At 64.4% G+C, this 18625-nt stretch carries 20 protein-coding genes and 2 pseudogenes; 3 read left to right on the top strand and 19 right to left on the bottom strand.

Going from position 1 to position 18625, the window contains the following annotated elements; all coding sequences use genetic code 11:
• Positions 1–4: 4 nt before the first annotated feature.
• From IVB12_RS12335 to IVB12_RS12290, 10 genes and pseudogenes are all read right to left on the bottom strand, one after another.
• Positions 5–1024 (bottom strand): WD40 repeat domain-containing protein, encoded by a 1020-nt coding sequence (locus tag IVB12_RS12335; RefSeq protein ID WP_247299182.1) that lies wholly within the window; start codon positions 1022–1024, stop codon positions 5–7.
• Positions 1024–2049 carry a GTP-binding protein gene (locus IVB12_RS12330; protein ID WP_247299180.1) on the bottom strand — a complete coding sequence of 342 codons (1026 nt, stop codon included), beginning with the start codon at positions 2047–2049 and terminating at the stop codon, positions 1024–1026. Before IVB12_RS12330 ends, IVB12_RS12335 begins: the two co-directional genes overlap by 1 nt.
• A gap of 54 nt (positions 2050–2103) precedes the next feature.
• A complete protein-coding gene (locus IVB12_RS12325; protein ID WP_247299179.1) occupies positions 2104–2967 on the bottom strand; it encodes a zinc ABC transporter substrate-binding protein in 864 nt (287 codons plus the stop codon).
• 2 nt (positions 2968–2969) lie between these two features.
• On the bottom strand, positions 2970–3839 hold the full coding sequence (locus IVB12_RS12320; RefSeq protein ID WP_247299177.1) for a metal ABC transporter permease: 870 nt from the start codon (positions 3837–3839) through the stop codon (positions 2970–2972).
• Between the two features lie 6 nt (positions 3840–3845).
• Entirely contained in the window at positions 3846–4601 is a 756-nt protein-coding gene (locus IVB12_RS12315; RefSeq protein WP_247299175.1) for an ABC transporter ATP-binding protein, read from the bottom strand.
• Between the two features lie 2 nt (positions 4602–4603).
• Positions 4604–4828, bottom strand: coding sequence for a hypothetical protein (locus IVB12_RS12310; RefSeq protein WP_247299173.1), 225 nt, complete (start codon positions 4826–4828; stop codon positions 4604–4606).
• Between the two features lie 43 nt (positions 4829–4871).
• Positions 4872–5371 (bottom strand): annotated as a pseudogene (locus IVB12_RS12305) (hypothetical protein).
• Positions 5368–5979, bottom strand: coding sequence for a permease (locus IVB12_RS12300; RefSeq protein ID WP_247299170.1), 612 nt, complete (start codon positions 5977–5979; stop codon positions 5368–5370). Before IVB12_RS12300 ends, IVB12_RS12305 begins: the two are co-directional and overlap by 4 nt.
• Before the next feature lie 273 nt (positions 5980–6252).
• Positions 6253–6849, bottom strand: a complete 597-nt coding sequence (locus tag IVB12_RS12295; RefSeq protein ID WP_027573470.1) for a superoxide dismutase — start codon at positions 6847–6849, stop codon at positions 6253–6255.
• A gap of 40 nt (positions 6850–6889) precedes the next feature.
• The gene (locus IVB12_RS12290; protein WP_247299514.1) at positions 6890–7258 is read right to left on the bottom strand and encodes a hypothetical protein; all 369 of its coding nucleotides are present in this window, start codon (positions 7256–7258) and stop codon (positions 6890–6892) included.
• On the opposite strand from IVB12_RS12290, the pseudogene IVB12_RS12285 reads away from it, so the two are divergent.
• The 3 genes and pseudogenes from IVB12_RS12285 (at position 7166) to IVB12_RS12275 (ending at position 9618) form a co-directional block, all read left to right on the top strand.
• Positions 7166–7608 (top strand): annotated as a pseudogene (locus IVB12_RS12285) (GNAT family N-acetyltransferase). The gene IVB12_RS12290 and the pseudogene IVB12_RS12285 sit on opposite strands and share 93 nt — an antisense overlap.
• An 80-nt stretch (positions 7609–7688) precedes the next feature.
• Entirely contained in the window at positions 7689–9074 is a 1386-nt protein-coding gene (locus IVB12_RS12280) for an MATE family efflux transporter (protein WP_247299500.1), read from the top strand.
• Between the two features lie 109 nt (positions 9075–9183).
• Complete coding sequence (locus tag IVB12_RS12275) at positions 9184–9618, top strand: DUF2147 domain-containing protein (protein ID WP_247299168.1); 435 nt, start codon at positions 9184–9186, stop codon at positions 9616–9618.
• Between the two features lie 4 nt (positions 9619–9622).
• On the opposite strand, the gene IVB12_RS12270 is transcribed toward IVB12_RS12275, so the two are convergent.
• From IVB12_RS12270 to htpG, 9 genes are all read right to left on the bottom strand, one after another.
• Entirely contained in the window at positions 9623–10768 is a 1146-nt protein-coding gene (locus IVB12_RS12270) for a DUF3095 domain-containing protein (RefSeq protein ID WP_247299166.1), read from the bottom strand.
• 322 nt (positions 10769–11090) lie between these two features.
• Complete coding sequence (locus IVB12_RS12265) at positions 11091–11300, bottom strand: hypothetical protein (protein WP_247299164.1); 210 nt, start codon at positions 11298–11300, stop codon at positions 11091–11093.
• Positions 11301–11427: 127 nt separating this feature from the next.
• Positions 11428–12150, bottom strand: a complete 723-nt coding sequence (locus IVB12_RS12260; RefSeq protein ID WP_247299162.1) for an SDR family NAD(P)-dependent oxidoreductase — start codon at positions 12148–12150, stop codon at positions 11428–11430.
• A complete protein-coding gene (locus tag IVB12_RS12255; RefSeq protein ID WP_247299160.1) occupies positions 12143–13525 on the bottom strand; it encodes a fatty acid--CoA ligase family protein in 1383 nt (460 codons plus the stop codon). Before IVB12_RS12255 ends, IVB12_RS12260 begins: the two co-directional genes overlap by 8 nt.
• Positions 13512–13757 (bottom strand): acyl carrier protein, encoded by a 246-nt coding sequence (locus tag IVB12_RS12250; RefSeq protein WP_015688794.1) that lies wholly within the window; start codon positions 13755–13757, stop codon positions 13512–13514. Before IVB12_RS12250 ends, IVB12_RS12255 begins: the two co-directional genes overlap by 14 nt.
• Positions 13758–13903: 146 nt before the next feature.
• Positions 13904–15718: a long-chain-acyl-CoA synthetase gene (locus IVB12_RS12245; RefSeq protein ID WP_247299159.1), complete on the bottom strand. Its 1815-nt coding sequence runs from the start codon at positions 15716–15718 to the stop codon at positions 13904–13906.
• Between the two features lie 235 nt (positions 15719–15953).
• A complete protein-coding gene (locus IVB12_RS12240) occupies positions 15954–16223 on the bottom strand; it encodes a DUF3551 domain-containing protein (protein WP_247299158.1) in 270 nt (89 codons plus the stop codon).
• Positions 16224–16257: 34 nt separating this feature from the next.
• A complete protein-coding gene (locus IVB12_RS12235) occupies positions 16258–16536 on the bottom strand; it encodes a DUF3551 domain-containing protein (RefSeq protein WP_247299156.1) in 279 nt (92 codons plus the stop codon).
• A 120-nt stretch (positions 16537–16656) separates the two neighbouring features.
• Positions 16657–18534, bottom strand: a complete 1878-nt coding sequence (htpG, locus tag IVB12_RS12230; protein ID WP_247299154.1) for a molecular chaperone HtpG — start codon at positions 18532–18534, stop codon at positions 16657–16659.
• Positions 18535–18625 lie beyond the last annotated feature (91 nt).

Below are 18625 nucleotides of genomic sequence, written 5' to 3'. Positions count from 1 at the left end.
CAGATTAAAGCTCCAGCAGGCCGCCGTCCCCATTTTCATCCGCAAACGCCAGCAGCGTGCCTTTGGCGTTCCAGGCGAGCGCGGCCACCGGTGGCGTGCCGTTGCGGCGGACCAGGATCTCCGCGCCGTCCTCCAGCCGCACCATCAGCACGGTGCCGTCGCTGTAGCCGGCGGCAAGGATATCGTTCTTGGGGTGGCAGGCCACCACGGACACGCGGGCCTGCAGCGGCGCGAGCATGGCCGGCTCCTTGCCCATCGGACCGTCCTTGCTGGCGAACGGCCACAGGATGACGGCGTCGGCGCCCGAGGTCGCCAGGGCCTTGCCGCCGGCGCTCCAGGACATCGAGCGGACGCGGCCGGGATAGCCGGTCATGCGCATGTGCCTGTTATCGGCGAGCCGCCAGCCGTGCAGCGCCGCCTCGTGCATCGCGGTGACCAGGAACTTGTTGTCCGGGCTGAAGGTGACGGCGAGATGCGAGCCGGCCCACGGCAGGAATTCGGCTGTGGCAGCCATGTTGGGAAACCACAACGTCGCGCCGTTGTAATGTGCGATCGCAAGCCGCAGGCCTTTTGGCGCGAAGGCAAGCCCGCCGACGGTCGAGGGCACCTCGATCGACTTCTCCTCGTTCTTGCCGCTCTTGACGTTCGCCGTCTTGCCGGCCGACCAGGCTAAGGCGCCATCTGGATGCAGCGCCACCGCATCGATCCAGCGCCGTTTGGGGTCGGTGGCGAGCAGCGTCACCTCCCCCTTGGCATCGAGGGAGACGACCTTGCCGTCGTCGCCGCCCATGACGAGGCGCTTGCCGTCGGAGGCGGTCGAGAGAATGCCGCCGCTGTGCACGGCGACCGTGCTGATCTCGCCCTTGGGGTCGACCAGCGCGACTTTCTCCTCGCCGCCGACGAAGGCGGCCCGATCGGCGAGGAAATGCGCCGAGGTCACGCCCATGCCGAGCGCGATCGGCTTGACGCGGTCGGTGACGGAGACGATCGAGGCGGACTCGGGAGCCGGCGTAAACTCTTTCATCACGAGACGATGCAGCTCTCAAAACCCTTGCGGATGGCCTCTTCCGGCAGTTCGCGGCCGATGAAGACGAGGCGGCTCTCGCGCGGCTCACCCTCCTTCCACTTCCGCTGGTGGTTGCCCTCCAGCATCATGTGGACGCCCTGGAAGACGTAGCGGTCATCGTCATCGTGGAAGGCGAGGATGCCCTTGGAGCGCAGGATCTTGCCGCCCTCGACCTGCACCAGGTTCTGAAGCCAGGGCATGAACACGTTCGGATCGAGCGGCTTGTCGGTTTTCAACGACAGCGACTGCATGTCCTCGTCGTGGTAGTGCTTCAGGCCATGGCCGTGATCATGGTGATGATGATCATGGTCGTGATCATGATCATCGGCCTCAAGGAAATCCGGCTCGATGTCGAGGATGCGGTCGAGGTCGAACGCGCCGCGATCGAGCACGTCAGCTAGCGCCACCGAACAGCGCTCGGTGCGATGCAGCTTCGCATAGGGATTGATGGCGCGGATGCGTGCCTCGACCTCCGCGAGCTCGCCCTTGTTGACGAGATCGGTCTTGTTCAGCACGATCACGTCGGCGAACGCGATCTGGTTCTTCGCCTCGGGCGCGTCCTTCAGCCTGTCGGACAACCACTTTGCATCGGCGACCGTCACCACTGCGTCGAGCCGCGCGTTTTTCTGCACGTCCTCGTCGACGAAGAAGGTCTGGGCGACGGGCGCGGGATCGGCAAGGCCCGTGGTCTCGACGATGATGGCGTCGAACTTTCCCTTGCGCTTCATCAAGCCGTCCATGATGCGCACGAGGTCGCCGCGCACGGTGCAGCAGATGCAACCGTTGTTCATCTCGAACACTTCCTCATCGGCGCCGATGATAAGATCGTTGTCGATGCCGATCTCGCCGAATTCGTTGACGATGACAGCGTATTTCTTGCCGTGGTTTTCCGACAGGATGCGGTTCAAAAGCGTAGTCTTGCCGGCACCGAGATAGCCGGTCAGGACGGTCACGGGAATTTTTGGGGAGGTCACTTCAGACATAACAACTCCGGACTTCGGGCTTTCGCGCGACGCGAGGCGGGGTGGCCCCCTGCCCTAATGGTCAAGCGCGCTGATCAGGCTCTTTATATTGTGCCTGACCATGTCAATGTAAGTGGGTGCAGGCCCCTTTTCGCCGGTTAAACCGTCGGAAATCAGGGTCCCGCCGACCTTTGCGCCGGTCTCGGCCGCGATCCGCCGGATCAGCCGGTCGTCGCTGATATTTTCCAGGAATACAGCCGGGATTTTTTGGGCCTTGATCTGGCCGATGATCGCGGCGATGTCGCGCGCGCTGGGCTCGGTCTCGGTGGAGACGCCCAAGGGGGCGATGAACTGGATACCGTATTCGGCGGAAAAATAGCCGAAGGCGTCGTGGGTGGAGATCACCTTGCGCCGCTCCAGTGGGATTCTCGCCACGGCTTCGCGGACCTCACTGTCGAGAGTTTCGAGCGTTTCCAGATAGGCTTTGGCCCGGGCGCGGAAGAACGCCGCGTCATCCGGGGCAGCAGCGGCGAGCGCATTGGCGATGTCGGTGACGTAGATCTTGGCATTGGGGATGGACTGCCAGGCGTGCGGATCTGCGGCCGAACCCAATTTCAGGGGCGTGATACCGGCGCTTGCAGTCACGACCGTCGCCTTGCTGCCCGAGGACTGCACGAGCCGCGGCAGCCATCCCTCGAGGCCGAGCCCGTTGACGACGACGAGCTTTGCATCGGCGATCCGCTTCGCATCGCTCGGCGCAGGCGTGTAGACGTGGACGTCGCTGTCGGCGCCGACCAGCGTGGTCAGATTGATCCTGTTACCGCCGACATTGCGGACGAAATCGGCCAGGATCGAGAAGCTCGCAACCACGTTGAGCCGCTCGGCGGCGTGCAGCGGCGAGGCGATCAGCAACAGCACGCAAAGCAGGATGAGCCGCATCGTCACGCTTCCAGATGCCGGCCGGGAAACAATTGCCGGACGATGCCGCCAACGCGGCCGAACAGGACGGAGGCCACGTAGAGCACCGTCGCCACCAGAATGATCGCAGGGCCCGACGGCACTCGGGTCTGGAACGACAGCACAAGGCCGGCATAACCCGAGACCGCGGCAGCAATCACGGCGATGCAGATCATGGCGGTGAGATCACGCGACCAGAATCGCGCAATGCCGGCCGGCAGGATCATGAGGCCGACCGCAAGCAGCGTGCCGAGCGCCTGAAAGCCGTTGACGAGGTTGATCACGACGAGCGCGAGGAAGGCGAGATGCGCAGGGCCCCCGGCGCGGCTCACCGTGCGCAGGAACAAGGGATCGACGCTCTCGATCACCAGCGGGCGGTAGATCACCGCCAGCACGAGCAGCGTCACAGTGGCGTTGAAGGCCACCACCAGCAGCGTCTGGTCGTCCATGGCGAGAATGTTGCCGAACAGCACATGCAACAGGTCGATATTGGTGCCCTTGATCGAGACGATGGTGACGCCGAGCGCCAGCGAGGCCAGATAGAAGGTGGCCAGCGAAGCGTCCTCCTTCAGCCCGGTCGAGCGCGCGACCACACCGGCGAGGATCGCGACCGCAAAGCCGGCGATCAGGCCGCCGGCGGTCATCGCGAACAGGTTGAGCCCGGAGAGCAGGAAGCCGACGGCGGCGCCCGGCAGGATCGCATGTGCCATGGCATCGCCGACGAGGCTCATCCGCCGCAGCATCAGGAATACGCCGATCGGCGCGCCTGCCAGCGACAGTGCGATCACGGCGGCGAGTGCCCGCCGCATGAACTCGAATTCGGTGAACGGACCGATCAGCGCGTCATAGGTCATTTGCAATCACGCCGCCTGCGACCGCCCGTCGTCGCCCGCGCAGGCCGCCGCGCTGTCGTCGAAAGCCTCGCACATCCGCATCGCGACCATCAGGTTTTCCGGCGTCAGCACCTCGGCCGTCGGCCCCCAGGCCACGGGGCCGCGCGCCAGCACCAGTGTCTCGCTGAAATGGGTACGCACCATCTCCATGTCGTGCAGCGCGGCCAGCACGGTGCGGCCCTCGGTGTGCCAATCCTTCACCAGCGCGAGCAGATCGGCCGTGGTCTTGCTGTCGATGGCGTTGAAAGGCTCGTCGAGCACGATCAGGCTCGCGTCCTGAAGCAGCACCCGGGCAAACAGCACGCGCTGCATCTGGCCGCCGGAGAGCGTGCCGATCGGACGGTTCTCGAAACCGTTGAGGCCAACGGCGGCGATTGCGCGCAGGATTTTGTCCCGCGCAGCCTTGCCGATGCCGCCGAACAGGCCGGTCCCGCGCCACAGCCCGGTGCCGACGAAATCGAACACCGAGATCGGAAAGCTGCGGTCGATCTCGGCGCTCTGCGGCAGGTAGGCGATGTCCCTGCTGTCGAGGCCGCCCAGATGGATGCTGCCGTCGAGCGGCTTGAGGATGCCGACGATGCCGCGCAGCAGCGTCGACTTGCCGGCGCCGTTCGGGCCGATCACTGCGACGAGCGCGCCGGATGCGACCTCGCCATTGAGATGGTGCACGGCCGGATGCCGGTCATAGCCGAGCGTGACATTGTGGAAGTGTAGCGCCGCCATGGTCACCTCATCGCCAGAAAGACCATGCCCCAGAGCACCGCGCAGACGGCGAGCGCGGCCGCGAGGCGGCCGGCCATGGTCATGCGCAGGATCGACCACGGGGCCGCCTGGGCCGGATGCGGCGAAGCGGGATCATGGACATGGGCATGGGTGTGGTCGTGCCCGTGCGAATGCACGTGGTCGTGGGAGTGGTCGTGGTGACGGGCGTGAGACACGGCGGGAACCATGGCAGGACGTTATATTATAACATTTCGTCTGTCCACGCCGGGCTCAAGGCTTGCCGATCAGCATGGCGATGGCGGCCGCCACGAACGGGAACGGCATCGATACGGCGCAGCGGAACCAGACGAAACGGGCCGGCATGAACGGGATCTCCACAGGATCACCCTTTGGAACGCGAACAGGGCCCAGGCAACGACATAGGCAACCACCTGGGGCACCCCGCCGCCCGACTTCAGCGCCACCGTGCCGATGGAGAAGCCGATGACAGGTCCGCCCGGCGTGGCGGCACCGGCGACCACAGCAGATGCGACCCCGAGCCAACCGCTGTCCGGCCCGAGCCAGCCGGTGATCACCTCCTGCGGGATGATGGCGGCGATGTAGCCGGCGCCGATCACTCCCAGCGCGATCCGCGGCACGATGTTGATGAAGTCCATCGAGCCTTCGCGCAGCGAAGCCTTGAACACGGCAGGGCCGCGGCGGAAGGCGATCAGGCCGACGCCGAACACCGAACTCCACAACAAGATGTCGATCAGAAACGCGGCGCTCACGTCTCGTCATCCTTCGTGATCGGCTTCGGATAGAGCCGGACATAGACGAAGCGGCCGAGCGCGCCGGCAAGCACCGGCAGCGGCAGCGAGATCACGATCCGCCACAGCGTGAAATCGGTGCCCATGATCGGGATTTCCCACGCCACAGCCCGACCGTAGCCGATCAGGGTCCAACTCACGACCATGGCGATGGTGGCTCCGAAATCGGCGCCGACCGCGAGCAGCGCGCTCGCGACCGGATAGGCGGTGAAGGGACCGCCCGGCAGGATCGCGCCGAAGGCGGTGCCGATCAGAAGCCCCATCAGGCCGGATTTCGGCCCGAGCGAGCGCGAGACTTTTTCATGCGGCAGGATCTCCGAGATGAAGGCGCCGAGCAGACAGCCGGCCAGCACGCGCGGCAGGATGCCGCCGAATAGCGAAAGGTCGTGTGTGAGAATGTCGAGAACACCGCCCGTGCCGTCACGCCGCCAGACCAGAGCGGCGCTCACCACCACCAGGACCGCGATGATGATGGTCGACCAGCCGATCGGCTTGCGCACACGCCCAGGCCGCGGCTCGGAGTCCGCGTCCTCGGCAGACGCCGGGTCTTTCGGGGAAGGTTCTGACAAACGGGCTTGGGTCGGATCGAGGGGATGCCCGTCCTGATTAGGGGCGCCGTCCTCACGATGCAAACATTAGCGCGGCGGGCGCGTTGCGTGCCCTGCGCAGGGCCATGCGAGACGCCAACGAATTCCGCAGAGCAGACGAATTCCGCACAGCAAAAAGGCGGCCGCGCATGCGACCGCCTTGTCTGTCATTCCGGGACGCACGAAGTGCGAACCCGGAATCTCGAGATTCCGGGTCTGGTGCTGGCGCACCATCCCGGATAACGAGGTGAGACCTTACGCCTTCTCAAACAGGGACTCGACGTATTCCCAGTTCACGAGGTTCTCGACGAACGCCTTGAGATAGTCCGGACGGCGGTTGCGATAGTCGATGTAGTAGGAGTGCTCCCAGACGTCGCAGCCGAGGATCGGGGTGGCGCCGTGCACCAGCGGATTCTCGCCGTTCGGGGTCTTGGAGATCTCAAGCTTGCCGTTCTTGACCTGGAGCCAGCACCAGCCGGAGCCGAACTGGCCGACGCCGGCCGCCTGGAAGTCGGTCTTGAACTTCTCGAAGCCGCCGAGGTCCTCGTTGATCTTCTTCTCGAGCTTGCCCGGCAGCTTGGTGCCGCCGCCATTGGGCTTCATCCAGCTCCAGAAATGAATGTGATTGTAGTGCTGGCCGGCATTGTTGAACACCGCGGGGTTCTTGCCGAACGAGCCCTTGACGATCTCTTCAAGGGATTTGCCTTCCCATTCGGTCCCCTTGAGCGCGTTGTTGCCGTTGGTGACGTAGGCCTGATGATGCTTGTCGTGATGATATTCCAGCGTCTCCTTCGACATGTACTGGCCGAGGGCGTCATAGGCGTAAGGGAGGGGGGGCAGCGTAAAGGTCATGGCTTCTTGTCCGCAACTGGTGGGGAACGAGTTCTAACGGTCACCCCTTATAGAAGGTTCCGTCGCCGTTAAATACCGCCAATTTGCGAATATGCGTGAGGCGGACGCTTGGCACGATTGCAAAAATCGTCGCAGCACGGGCATTCGCACGGCTGGGTGCCCTGGTACAAAATATCATTGCCTTTGAGGCGCTTATCGCAGAACGAATGCTTCGACCGCGAAAGAGAAAGTCATGAGCATCGAAATCGACATTCTGAACGGCGACGCCTCGTGGCCGATCGCGGAGCCGCTGCACCAGGCGGTCTGGGGCCCGCACATGGTTGCGGATAAGCCCTGGGCTTATGTCAAATGGGCCAATGCCGATCTCCGCGTGCTGATCGAAACGCCCGAGGATGGTCTCGTCTGCCATGTCGCGTCTACTTCCGAACCGTCACCTGGAACGGGCAGAAGGTCCATGTCGGCGGCATCGGCGGCGTCTGCACCCGCGAGGACCGGCGCGGCCGCGGCTATGCCACCATGGCGATGGACGCAGCGGTGCACACCATGCGCGCCAACGAGGCGGTGCGCTTCGCGCTGTTGTTCTGCGAGCCGCACAATTTCGCGTTCTACGAGGCACGCAGATGGCAGCCCTTCAAGGGCGAGGTCTATTGCGAGCAGCCGGAGGGCCGAATCCGCTTCGACTACATGGCACCCTACGTCTTCGACATCGTCCGCGCGCCGACGCTGGGCACCATCGACCTATGCGGCCTGCCGTGGTGAGCCCTGCGTGAGCGAGGGCTGCGCCGGCCGCCTCACGCCTATAATATGTCAGCCATCATTTAAAATCCCGCCCGGTGAACATGACGATCGACGCCTCTGCAGACGCCGTCCCGCCGATTGCGCCGGTCGTCTCCCCCATCGCCAGCCTGCTGACGGCGCCGATCCTGCCGACATTGCTGCGGCTCGCGATCCCCAACATGATCGCGATGGTCGGCAGCACGCTGGTTGCGATCGCCGAGACCTCCTATATCGGCCGGCTCGGCACGATCCCGCTCGCCGCGATCGCGCTGGTGTTTCCATTCGCAATGCTGACGCAGATGATGAGCGCGGGCGCGATGGGTGGTGGCGTCTCCTCCGCGATCAGCCGCGCGCTCGGGGCGGGAGATCGCGACCGCGCCGCGACGCTCGCGCTGCATGCGGCCATCATCGGCCTCTGCGGCGGGCTGTTCTTCACAGTGATGATGCTCGTGTTCGGCCGCTCGTTCTTTGCGCTGCTCGGGGGCCGCGAGCGCGTGCTCGAGGAGGCCAGCGGCTATTCGCAGGTGCTGTTCTCCGGCGCGGTCGCGATCTGGCTCGTCAACACGCTGGCCTCGGCGATCCGCGGCACCGGCGACATGCGTCTGCCTTCGATGACGCTGATCGGGGCGAGCGTGCTCCAGGTCGCGCTCGGCGGCACGCTGGGCCTCGGCCTGTTCGGCGTGAAGCAGTTCGGCATGCCGGGCGTCGCGAGCGGCCAACTGATCGCGTTCAGCTGCGCCGCGGTCTTTTTGCTCTGGTATCTCTTGTCCGGCCGCAGCCGGTTGCAGCTCGACGTCCGCGCCTTCCATTTCGACCGGGCGATGTTCCTGGACATTCTCAAGGTGGGCGCGGTGGCCTGCCTGTCGCCGCTCCAGACCGTGCTCACCATTCTGATCTTCACAAAAATCCTCGCGACCTTCGGCACCGAGATGCTGGCCGGCTACGGCATCGGGTCGCGGCTGGAATTCCTGCTGATCCCGATCACCTTCGCCTTCGGCATCGCATCGGTGCCGATGGTCGGCATGGCGATCGGTGCCGGACATTTGAAGCGCGCGCGGCGCGTGGCCTGGACCGCGGCCGCCGCCTCCGGGCTCACGGTCGGCCTGATCGGCCTCGTGATCGCGCTCGATCCGTCGCTATGGGTCGCGCTCTTCACACGGGATCCCGGCGTAACCGCCGCTGCCTACAGCTATTTCTACTGGGCAGGTCCGGCTTTCGTGTTCTTCGGCATGGGCGTATCGTTGTATTTCTCCTCACAAGGCGCGGCGCGCGTCGGCGGGCCCGTGCTCGCCTCCACGGCGCGGCTCCTGATCGTCGCGGTCGGCGGCGTCAGCCTCATGATGGTGCAGGCGCCGGCCTGGACCTTGTTCGCTCTGGTCGGCGGCGCCATGGTCGTGTTCGGGCTGTCGACTGCCGCCTCGGTCGCCTTCGTGCGCTGGGGCAAATGAGCGCAGGCGAATAGGCGCAGGCAATAAGCGCGGGAATGTGATTCTATCCAGCGTTGCACTATCCTGCCGGCCTGCTATGGGAGGCGCCTTCATTTTCGGGGCACTCTCCATGTTCAGCAAATTCGCGCTTCCCTTCGTCGTCCTGGCTGCACTGCTTGGCGCAACGAGCGCCCAGGCGCAGAGCGCCGACGGCACGTGGCTCACCCAGGCAGGCGATGCGCGCGTGAAGATCAGCAGATGCGGCGGTGGCATCTGCGGCCACATCGTCTGGCTGCGCGAACCCTATGACACCGCGACCGGCCAGGCCGCGACCGACAGCAAGAATCCCAATCCCGCGCTCGCGAGGCGTCCGATGATCGGCCTGCCATTGTTCAGCGACATGCAGCCGTCAGCTCCGAACAAATGGTCGGGCCAGATCTACAATGCCGATGACGGCAGCACCTATGCGAGCAGCGTCACGGTGACTGGCGCGGATTCGTTGCGGGTCGAAGGCTGCGTCGGCGCACTCTGCGGCGGCGAGACCTGGACGCGCGCGGGACGCTAGCGGTTCACGCCACCATCGCCTTCAACGCCGTGGCAGCCGAAGCATAGCCGCCCCGCGCGCCGTCGATGAAATGGACGTGATCACTGCGCAGCGCCGAGGGCGTGAAGCAGGTCATCATCGCCGCGTCCTGCTGGTAGAGGCCGTAGCGCACGATGCCATCGCGCGCGGCCGCAGCGAGACGATCGCTCAGCGCGCGTTCGAGCTCGGCCGTGCAGTCGAGGATCATGCGCAGTCCGTCGTCATATTTCCTGAAGTCCGAGTTCTCGACCACCTGACGCTTGTAGACGCTTGGCACGAAGCCGCCGACCTTGATGTCGAAGCGCATGATCAGATAGGCGAACAACGTGTAGGCCAGGACGGTGGCGCGGCGCACGAGCAGAGGGCCGCCGCGCTTGGTGCGGGCTTCATAATCCAGCCCCTGCGGCGGCCATTTCAGCGGCGGCCCCTGCGCAGGCACTGGACGGCCGCCATCCGGACTGCGCTCGACGAGATGGATGACGTCCTCGATCACCTTGCGGAAAGCCAGCGGGTCAGCGCCGCGCGCCGGCATCACCAGCACCGACAGAATCAATCCGCGTGACGCAGGCATTACCTCGAAGCGGCAGGACAGGCCGGAGAGATCGGGCTGCGTACCGTTTGGCGCTTCAGCCACCGCGAACTCGCCGCGCTTCATCGCGGCGTCCGCCCAGGCCAGGCCGCCGCCGGAGAACATCGCATGGGACAGGTTCGCCGACGGACCGAAGCGTGCGACGCGTACGTCGAGGCCCTGCGCACGGATGGCACTGACCGGCACCAGGGCGACGCGCATCTTCAGATCGAGCTCCTCCCGTACCCAGGTCGCGGTTGCCGCCAGCGCGTCGCGGGCAAGTTCGAGATCGTGAGGCGCGACCGCAAAGCTCGCTCCATCGCCGCCGAACACGAAAGGGAATTCGCGCCCCTCCAACGCGTTCGTCACCGCCGCGATCACGGCGGCGCCGGCCATGTTGACCGCTTTGTAGCGCTGCGCCGCGATCGCCTTGGTGGAATCGACGATGTCGGCAACGCCGATGCTCCAATTGTCCGGCAGCGGCGAATACAGCACCGGATCCATCAGGCTGGTGAAACCGCGGAAGACCGGAATGCCGCTGTAAAAGGATTCGCCTGATGTCATCGGGAGATGCCGGATGGTTGGGATGGCACGTTGCAAAACAGGTACGCGGCAGGACCGATCCGGGTTCGCCGGCCGGTCTCGCCGCGACGTCCCGATCATTGGTCAAATGGAGCTGAACAACAAGCTCGCACCGCGATGCAATGCCGCACTTTGATCGACATCAACAGCGCATCGCAAATAGTGTTTACTCTTGATCTATCGAAAATGATTGCCGTACGCCGGCATACGGGCCTCGACCGCAATCGGTGAAGATGCCGGAAAGGCTGACCGCCACCGTCGCTGATTGATTTGCCGAAGACCTTGAAGCACCGGACGTGAGCGGCTAGTGCAGCTTCTCGTCCTGACGCTTGCGCAAGACATCGAGAGAGGCGTCATGACAGCCGATCAGATGCACGAATTGCTGCGGATACATCTCATGGCCGTTGCCACCGGAATTCTGATGCGTCATCGGCGGACAATGGCCGTCATCGGACGTCGCGCGGGATTGCTCCGTCTGGCCCTGATTTGAAGCGGTCATGTCAGGCATGGTCATGGACTGCTCCCCCTGTCGGTTAGGGCAGATCGATTGACGTAACCCAACCGGTTGCGAGCATCTTACGACCACGTCCGGTGAATTGAAATTGGGCCGGATCAACTCTACGGCGGCAGCGGAGTTCCACTTAGGCCGTATTCCCCGCGTCGATCGTGAACACGGTGCCAGTGACGTTGCGCCCGCCCTCGCCGAGCAGATATTCCACCATGCGCGCGACGTCCTCGGTCTCCGGCAGGCGGCGCAGCGCGCTGCGGCCGGCGATCCGCTTGCGTCCCTCGTCGGAGAGATTGTGCGTCAGCTCCGTGTCGATGAAGCCCGGCGCGATCGCGTTCACGGTGATGCCGAGCTTGCCGACCTCGCGCGCCAGCGAGCGGGTGAAGCCGGTGGCGGCGGCCTTGGTGGCGCCATAGACCGAGAGGCCGTTATAGCCGGTGGTGGCGATGATGGATGAGATGTTGATGATGCGGCCGGCGCCATCGGCCATCATCTGCCGCGCCACGTATTTGGTGAGGATGATCGGCGACAGCACGTTGAGCTGCACCAGCGCCGCAATCTCGGAATTGTGCATGGTCGCGAGCAGGCCTTCGGTGCCGAGGCCGGCATTGTTGACGAGGCCGTAGATCGGGCCGAATTCGTCGCGGATGAGCTTTGCGAACGCCGGGATCGCATCGATCACGGCGAGATCGCAGGCGCGGAAATGCAGGCGTGCTTCGGACGCCGCGATCCCGGCCTTGAGCTCCTCGCTCTCGCGCCGTGCGGCCGCAATCACGTTGAAGCCTGCGCCGGCGAGGCGCCTTGCAATCGCAAGGCCGATGCCGCGGCTGCCGCCGGTGACCAGAACGTTATGCATCGGTGCGCGCCAGTTTGCCGGCCGGAGTGACATCGAGCGCCTCGACGAAGCGGATGACCGCCGGCACCTTGTGTGAGGCGAATTGCGCGCGGCACTGATCCAGAATCTGGTCGCGGATCTCTTTCGTGCGCGCAGGATCGCAGCCGTCGGCGAGAATCACGTCGGCGACAACGATGCCGCCGGTGATCGGGCTGCGGCGGGATTTGGCCCGTGACATCCGCACGTCGGGATGGCGGTTGATCACGGCCTCGATCTCCTCGGGGTGAACCTTCAGCCCGCCGATATTGATGATGCCGCCGCGGCGGCCGATGAAATAATAGCGATCGCCGCGCAACTCAACGATGTCGCCGCTGTCGACAAAGCCGTCCGCGTCGGTGAGCGCGGCAGCGTCGCGGCCAATGTAAGCATGTGCGGTGCGCGTCGAGCGAATGCGCAGCGAGCCGTCGACCACCTTCATCTCGACGCCATTGCGGTTGCCGAGATAGTTGGCCGGAAAGCCCTCAAGCCCGTCATTGACAGCAAAGCCGACGCCGGCCTCGGTCGAGGCATAGGCATGACCGACCGAGGCATTGGGAAATGCCGCCTTCAGGCCGTCCAGCACCGCCTGGTCGGCGATCTCGCCGGAGAGACGGACGTAGGCCGGCGCGAACTGTGTCGTCGAGCCGCTCATCAGGAGCTTGCGCCAGTGCGAGGGCGTGCCGGAAATATGCGATACGCCGCGCGCGTTCAGCCGCGCGACGTGATCGGCCAACGCCTCATGCGGATCCGACAGTACTATGGAGCCGCCGGAGAGGATGGCGCGGAGGAAGATTTGCAGGCCGCCATAGCGGCGGATGTCGTAAAACGTCGCCCATACCGGCGCAGGCCCGCGCGGCGGACCTTCGGCGACGATCGCGCCGGTGAGAGCTTCCAGCGTATGGCCGACGATCTTTGGCACGCCCGAGGTGCCCGAGGTGAGCATCAGCCATTCCGTGGCACGTTCGGTCTTCGCCGGCGCGGCCGCTTCGAGCGGCAATTTCGCCGTGACGATGAGCGCGACACCGGTGCTGGTCCAGCCATCGTCGTCGTCGGCGACGACAGCATCGATTCCGGCATCCGCGATCAACGTGTCGAGATACGCCGGATTGAGATCGGGCGGGCACAACAGCATGCGACGGGCGATGCCGTCGAGCTCGATCATGGCAAGGCCCGACCGGAGCTGGTCGGATAGCTTGAGGAGCACGCAGCGGCCGGACAATTCGCGCAGGCAGCCACCCAGGACGGTGTGCGACAGGATGTCCGTCAGCGACACAACTTGGTGCGCGTCCGAGAGCGTGCGGCCCTTCAGCTCCGCGCCGAGATGGTCGCGAAGCGCAAAGATCTCACGCGGGGACATTTTCGTAGGCCCGCACGAAATCGCCCACGGTGGCGGGGAACGCTGCGTCCTCGGAAATGGTGAAGGGGTCGACGCCGGTCTCGTCCTCGAGGCGCGCGACCAGGATCGCGAAGGCGAGCGAGTCGAAGCCCGTCTCGTGCAGGGACAGATCGTCCGAGAGTGCGGGAAGCGTGACGTGCTGCTCCTTGGCGATCTGCTGGATCGCTTCAATGACCTTAGACCTTACCGACATGGCTGGCTCGCTTGTTGTTATCGATCGTTCGCGTTGCGGCGGCTCTTGCTGACCGCCTCCCCATCACCGCCTGTTTACCCGACAGAAGTAAATGGCTTCTTGGACAATTCAGATAAAATTGGACCTATCTGCGCATTTTCGCAGCGTTACAGCCTGATCGTGCCGTTCACGATTTGCGCATAGGCCTCGGCGTCGAGCGCGACATAGGCGCCGGATTTCGGGTCCAGCATGAACAGCGGATCCGCTATCGCGTCCGGATCGAAGCCGTCGCGCGCGAGGTCGCCCTTCTTCTGCTTGAAGGTCTCGGTCGCGTCGATCTCGCAACAGATGCGGATGAAAGCGGGGCGGGCATAGGGCGGCAGGCGCTGTCCCAGATGCGCGGGCAGCGCGGCGATGTCAAAGCCCTCGTTCACGACAAGCGCGCTCATGCCGGCGCGACCGTCAGTGCCGGGGATGCCGACACCGTAGGTGGTGGCATCGATCACGCCGGTGAAATCGCGCACGGCATCGTTCACCTCCGACGCCGCGACGTTCTCGCCCTTCCAGCGGAAGGTGTCGCCGATGCGGTCGACGAAGTGGAAGAAGCCCTTGTCGTCGAGCCGCATCAGGTCGCCGGTGCGGAACCAGGCATCGCCGCGGGCAAAGACGCCGCGCAGGATCTTCTTCTCGGTCTCGCCCGCGTCGGTGTAGCCCTCGAAACGGCCGCCGCCCTGGTCCGCGGTACCGATGCGGCCGATCGCTTCACCGGTCTCACCGCGGGCGCAGGCGATGCAAAAGCCTTCTTCGTTGCGTAGCGGCGCGCCGCTGTCGGGGTCGAGCTTGATGAGGCTCGCGGGAAAGCGGTGCGCGAGCAGCGGTGGAATGCGGCCGATCGCGCCGGGCTGCCCCTCGACGTTGAACAGCGAGAAATTGCCTTCGGTCGCCGCATAGAATTCGAGAATGCGGGGAATGGAAAAGCGCGCCTGAAAGTCTTCCCAGATGTCGCCACGCAGGCCGTTGCCACAGACGAGCCGCAGACGATGCGCGTTCTCATATTCCGACGGCGGCGCCTTGAGCAAATAGCGGCAGAGCTCGCCAATGTACTGGAACAGCGTGCAGTCATGCCGGACGATGTCGGACCAGAAATGCGAAGCCGAAAACTTCTCCGCAATCACCACCGACCCGCCGGCAGCCAGCATGCTGCAGGGCGCGACAATGCCGCCGACCGAGTGGAACAGCGGCAGGCAATCGTAGAGCCGGTCCTGCGGCGTCGCCCCGGTGAGGCCGGCGAACCAAAAGCTCCAGTTGAGGATGCGGCGGTGGCTGATGCTGGCGGCCTTCGGCAGGCCGGTGGTGCCCGAGGTATAGATCAGCAGCGCGCGGTCATCGATGGTGACGTTGCCATATTCGTCCGGCGAGAGCGCTCCATCGTCGAACGCGGCCAGCGCCACGTCGATCGCGCGTTCGCCGCGGGCATCGCCGTGGGTCCAGACTTTTGCTTCGGTCTTCAGATACGGCGCGGCGCTATCCAGCATCCGCGTCAGCTCATGCGCAACGATGACATGCGACGGCTTTGCGACATCGATGCAATGCGCGAGCGATTGCCCAACGAGTTTGGTGTTGATCAACGCGGCCACGCCGCCGACACGGCCGATGCCGAGCCAGGCCGCGACATAGTCGATGCCGTTCGGCATGATCAGAGCAACGGTGTCGTCCTTGGCAATTCCAGCCGAGCGCGCCCAGCGCGCATAGCGGTTGATCCTCTTCGACAGACCTTCGTAGTCGAGAGTGGCCTCGTCCGTGACCAGCGCTGCGCGATCGGGCTGGCGTCGCGCCCAATCGTCGACGACGTCAGCGAACAGACGGCCCGGCAGAGTCTCGATCCGCGCGGTGAGCTCGATCGCCTTCAGCCAGATTTTCGAAGCTGAGGGCGCGCGCGCGACTTTCGGTTGCTCAATGACACTGGTGGTCATGCCGTTCATTCTCTCAGGCCGTGTGTGCTGATCCAGCAGCTTAGACCTGCGAGCCTGCCCAGATGTTAAGAGACAGGGTAAACCCGGTTAGTACGGGATTAACGCTAGTGACCCTTGATCAAGCCGGAGGGATCGGCGGCATGCCGATGGCCGAGACGATCGCTAGCGCAGGTGGTCGAGTTGCCGGGGTTCAGGAAGTGTAGCGGTAAGCCCCAGGCGAGGCGGAGCGGCGATACGCCCGGCGCTAACCGTTTAGCCTGTAACGCGGGCGCGAGGCCGGGGCGTTGACAGGATAGTACGGATTAAGGTCGCAGGTCGCGGCGCGGCCCGACGCCGTGGCGCGGCACTGCGGTATCGAGATGAAGGAACAGTCGTACCACTCACCGCCCCCGCCGTTCGCGCCGGAATAGACGTGCATGCAGATGGGATAGCGGGGGTCGAAGGTCTGCGCATGCAGCGGCGCAGCCGCCAGCATGGCACCGAAAGTCATGATCAGGCCGAGTGAGTGGCGCATGAAGACAGTCCCCAGAGGTCGCATCGTGGAAGCGCTAGTGCACCTTCTTGTGGCGGCGGCGCGGCGGCGGCGGTTCATCGAAGGCGTAATAAGGATTGACGTCGCAGCTGGCCGAGCGGCCCGACGCCGTGGCGCGGCATTGCGGCAGCGAGGTGAACGAGCAGTCGAAATAGTCACCGCCGCCACCGGTGAAGCCGCCGGGCGTATAGACGTGCATGCACACCGGGTATCGCGGATCATAGGTCTGGGCGCCGGCATCTGACGCGCCCAGCACCGTGACGACCGCGATGAGCATCAAGATTGACAGGCGCATGGCGAAATCCTCGATTTGGTCAGGCGCGCCGGCGCGGATGCCAGCCGCCTCATATGGCATAACACCACGCAAGAGGCGACTGTTCCCAGGGACAGATGACGGCAAGGTGAGTGGAGCAAGCTAGCCGCCGAGCCCCTGCAGCACGAGACGGTTCAGCCTCGCCGCAAACGCCGCCGGATCTTCCGGCAATTCGCCGTCCAGGATCTGCGCCTGTTCGAGCAGGAGCAGACTGAGATCATCGACCACCTTCGAGCCCGCCTGCGCCTTGGTGATCGCGCCCACCATCGGATGGCGCAGATTGATCTCGAGGATCGGCTTGGTTTTCATGCCGCGATTCTGCTGCGCCAGGATGCGCTCCAGTTCGCGACTCGGGCCCTGGCTGTCGGCGACGAGACACGAGGCGGAGCTGGTGAGCCGCGTCGAGGCCTTGACGTCGCTGACGCGCTCGCCGAGCGCCGCCTTGATCACCGCGATAGTAGCGGCTTCATCCGCCTCAGGCTCATCCTTTTTCGCCTCGTCCTTGTCGTCGACGCGCGGGATCAGGTCGAGGTTGAGATCGCCCTGGCTCAGCGATTTCAGCGGCTTGCCCTCGAATTCCGAGGGCATCGAGGTCCAGAAGGCGTCGACGGGATCGGACAGCAGCAGCACCTCGATGCCGCGCGCGGTCGCGGCCTCAAGCCGCGGATTGGACTTCAGCCGCTCGATGCTGTCGCCGACGAGATAGTAGATCTCGGTCTGGTTCGGCTTGAAATCGGCGATCACCTGCTTCAGCGACCGCTTCTCACCCGACGTCGTGGTAAAGCGCGACAGCGCCAGCAGCTTTTCACGACGTTCGAAATCCTCGTAGATGCCTTCCTTCAGCACGGCGCCAAAGGCATCCCAGATCTTGGCGAAATTCTCCGGATCCTTCTCGGCGAGGCTTTCGAGCTCGGACACAACGCGGGTCGCCACGGCTTTGCGGATCTGCGCGAGCTGCGGATTGTTCTGGAGCATCTCGCGGGAGATGTTGAGCGGGAGATCCTCACTGTCGACGACGCCACGGATGAAGCGGAGATAGCCCGGCAACAGATCGGCATCATCGGTGATGAAGACGCGGCGGACGTAAAGCTTGACGCGGCCCTTGCGGTTCGGCTCGAACAGGTCGAACGGTTTCGTCGATGGCGCGAACAGCAGCACGGCGTAGGAATATCGGCCCTCGGCGCGGTAATGCAGCGTCATCGCGGGATCATCGAAGGCGGAGGCGATCTGCTGATAGGCCTTCTTGTAGTCGTCTGCGGTCAGCTCGGATTTCGAGCGCTGCCACAGCGCGCTTGCCGAATTGATCTGGCGCGGCTCGCCCTCACCAGGCACGAGCTCGATGGGAAACAGGATGTTGTCGGAATAGGCACCGACGATGCGCTCGATCTCGTAGGTCTCGAGGTATTTTTTGGCGTCGTCCTTCAGGTGCAGGACGATCTCGGTGCCGCGCGCCACGCGTGCCGCGTCCTCGTCGCTGGCACGGGCGATCTCGAACCCGGAGCCGCCGGAGGACGTCCAGCTCCAGACGTCACTCTCACCGGCACGGCGGCTGATCACGACGATCTTCTCGGCGACCATGAAGGCGGAATAGAAGCCGACACCGAACTGACCGATCAGGCCAAGGCCGTCCTTGGCTTCCTTCAGCTTCGACACGAACGCCTTGGTGCCGGAGCGGGCGATGGTGCCGAGATGATCGATCAGCTCCTGGCGCTCCATGCCGATGCCATTGTCCGCGACCGTGAGCGTTCCGGCTGTCTTGTTCGGGATGATGCGGATCTTGAGCGCGTCGCCCTCACCCAGCAGCGCCGGACTTGCGATCGCCTCGTAGCGCAGCTTGTCGCAGGCATCGGAGGCATTGGAAATGAGTTCGCGGAGGAAGATATCGGTTTCCGAATAAACAGAGTGCACCATGAGGTGCAGCAGTTCGGAAACTTCGGCCTGGAAAGGCTGCGTATGCACAGCCGTATCTAACGTCGTCATGCGCTTACCCGGTCAAATCAAAGGGAGGAACCCGGATATAGCGCGACGACACGGCGGATCAAGAGGATGTGAAGGGGCGCGGCAGAGCCTG

It is taken from the genome of Bradyrhizobium sp. 179 (assembly GCF_023073535.1).
GTDB lineage: Bacteria > Pseudomonadota > Alphaproteobacteria > Rhizobiales > Xanthobacteraceae > Bradyrhizobium.
Note: the sequence above shows the minus strand (reverse complement) of the source record. Positions and strands in the feature narration are given on the sequence as shown.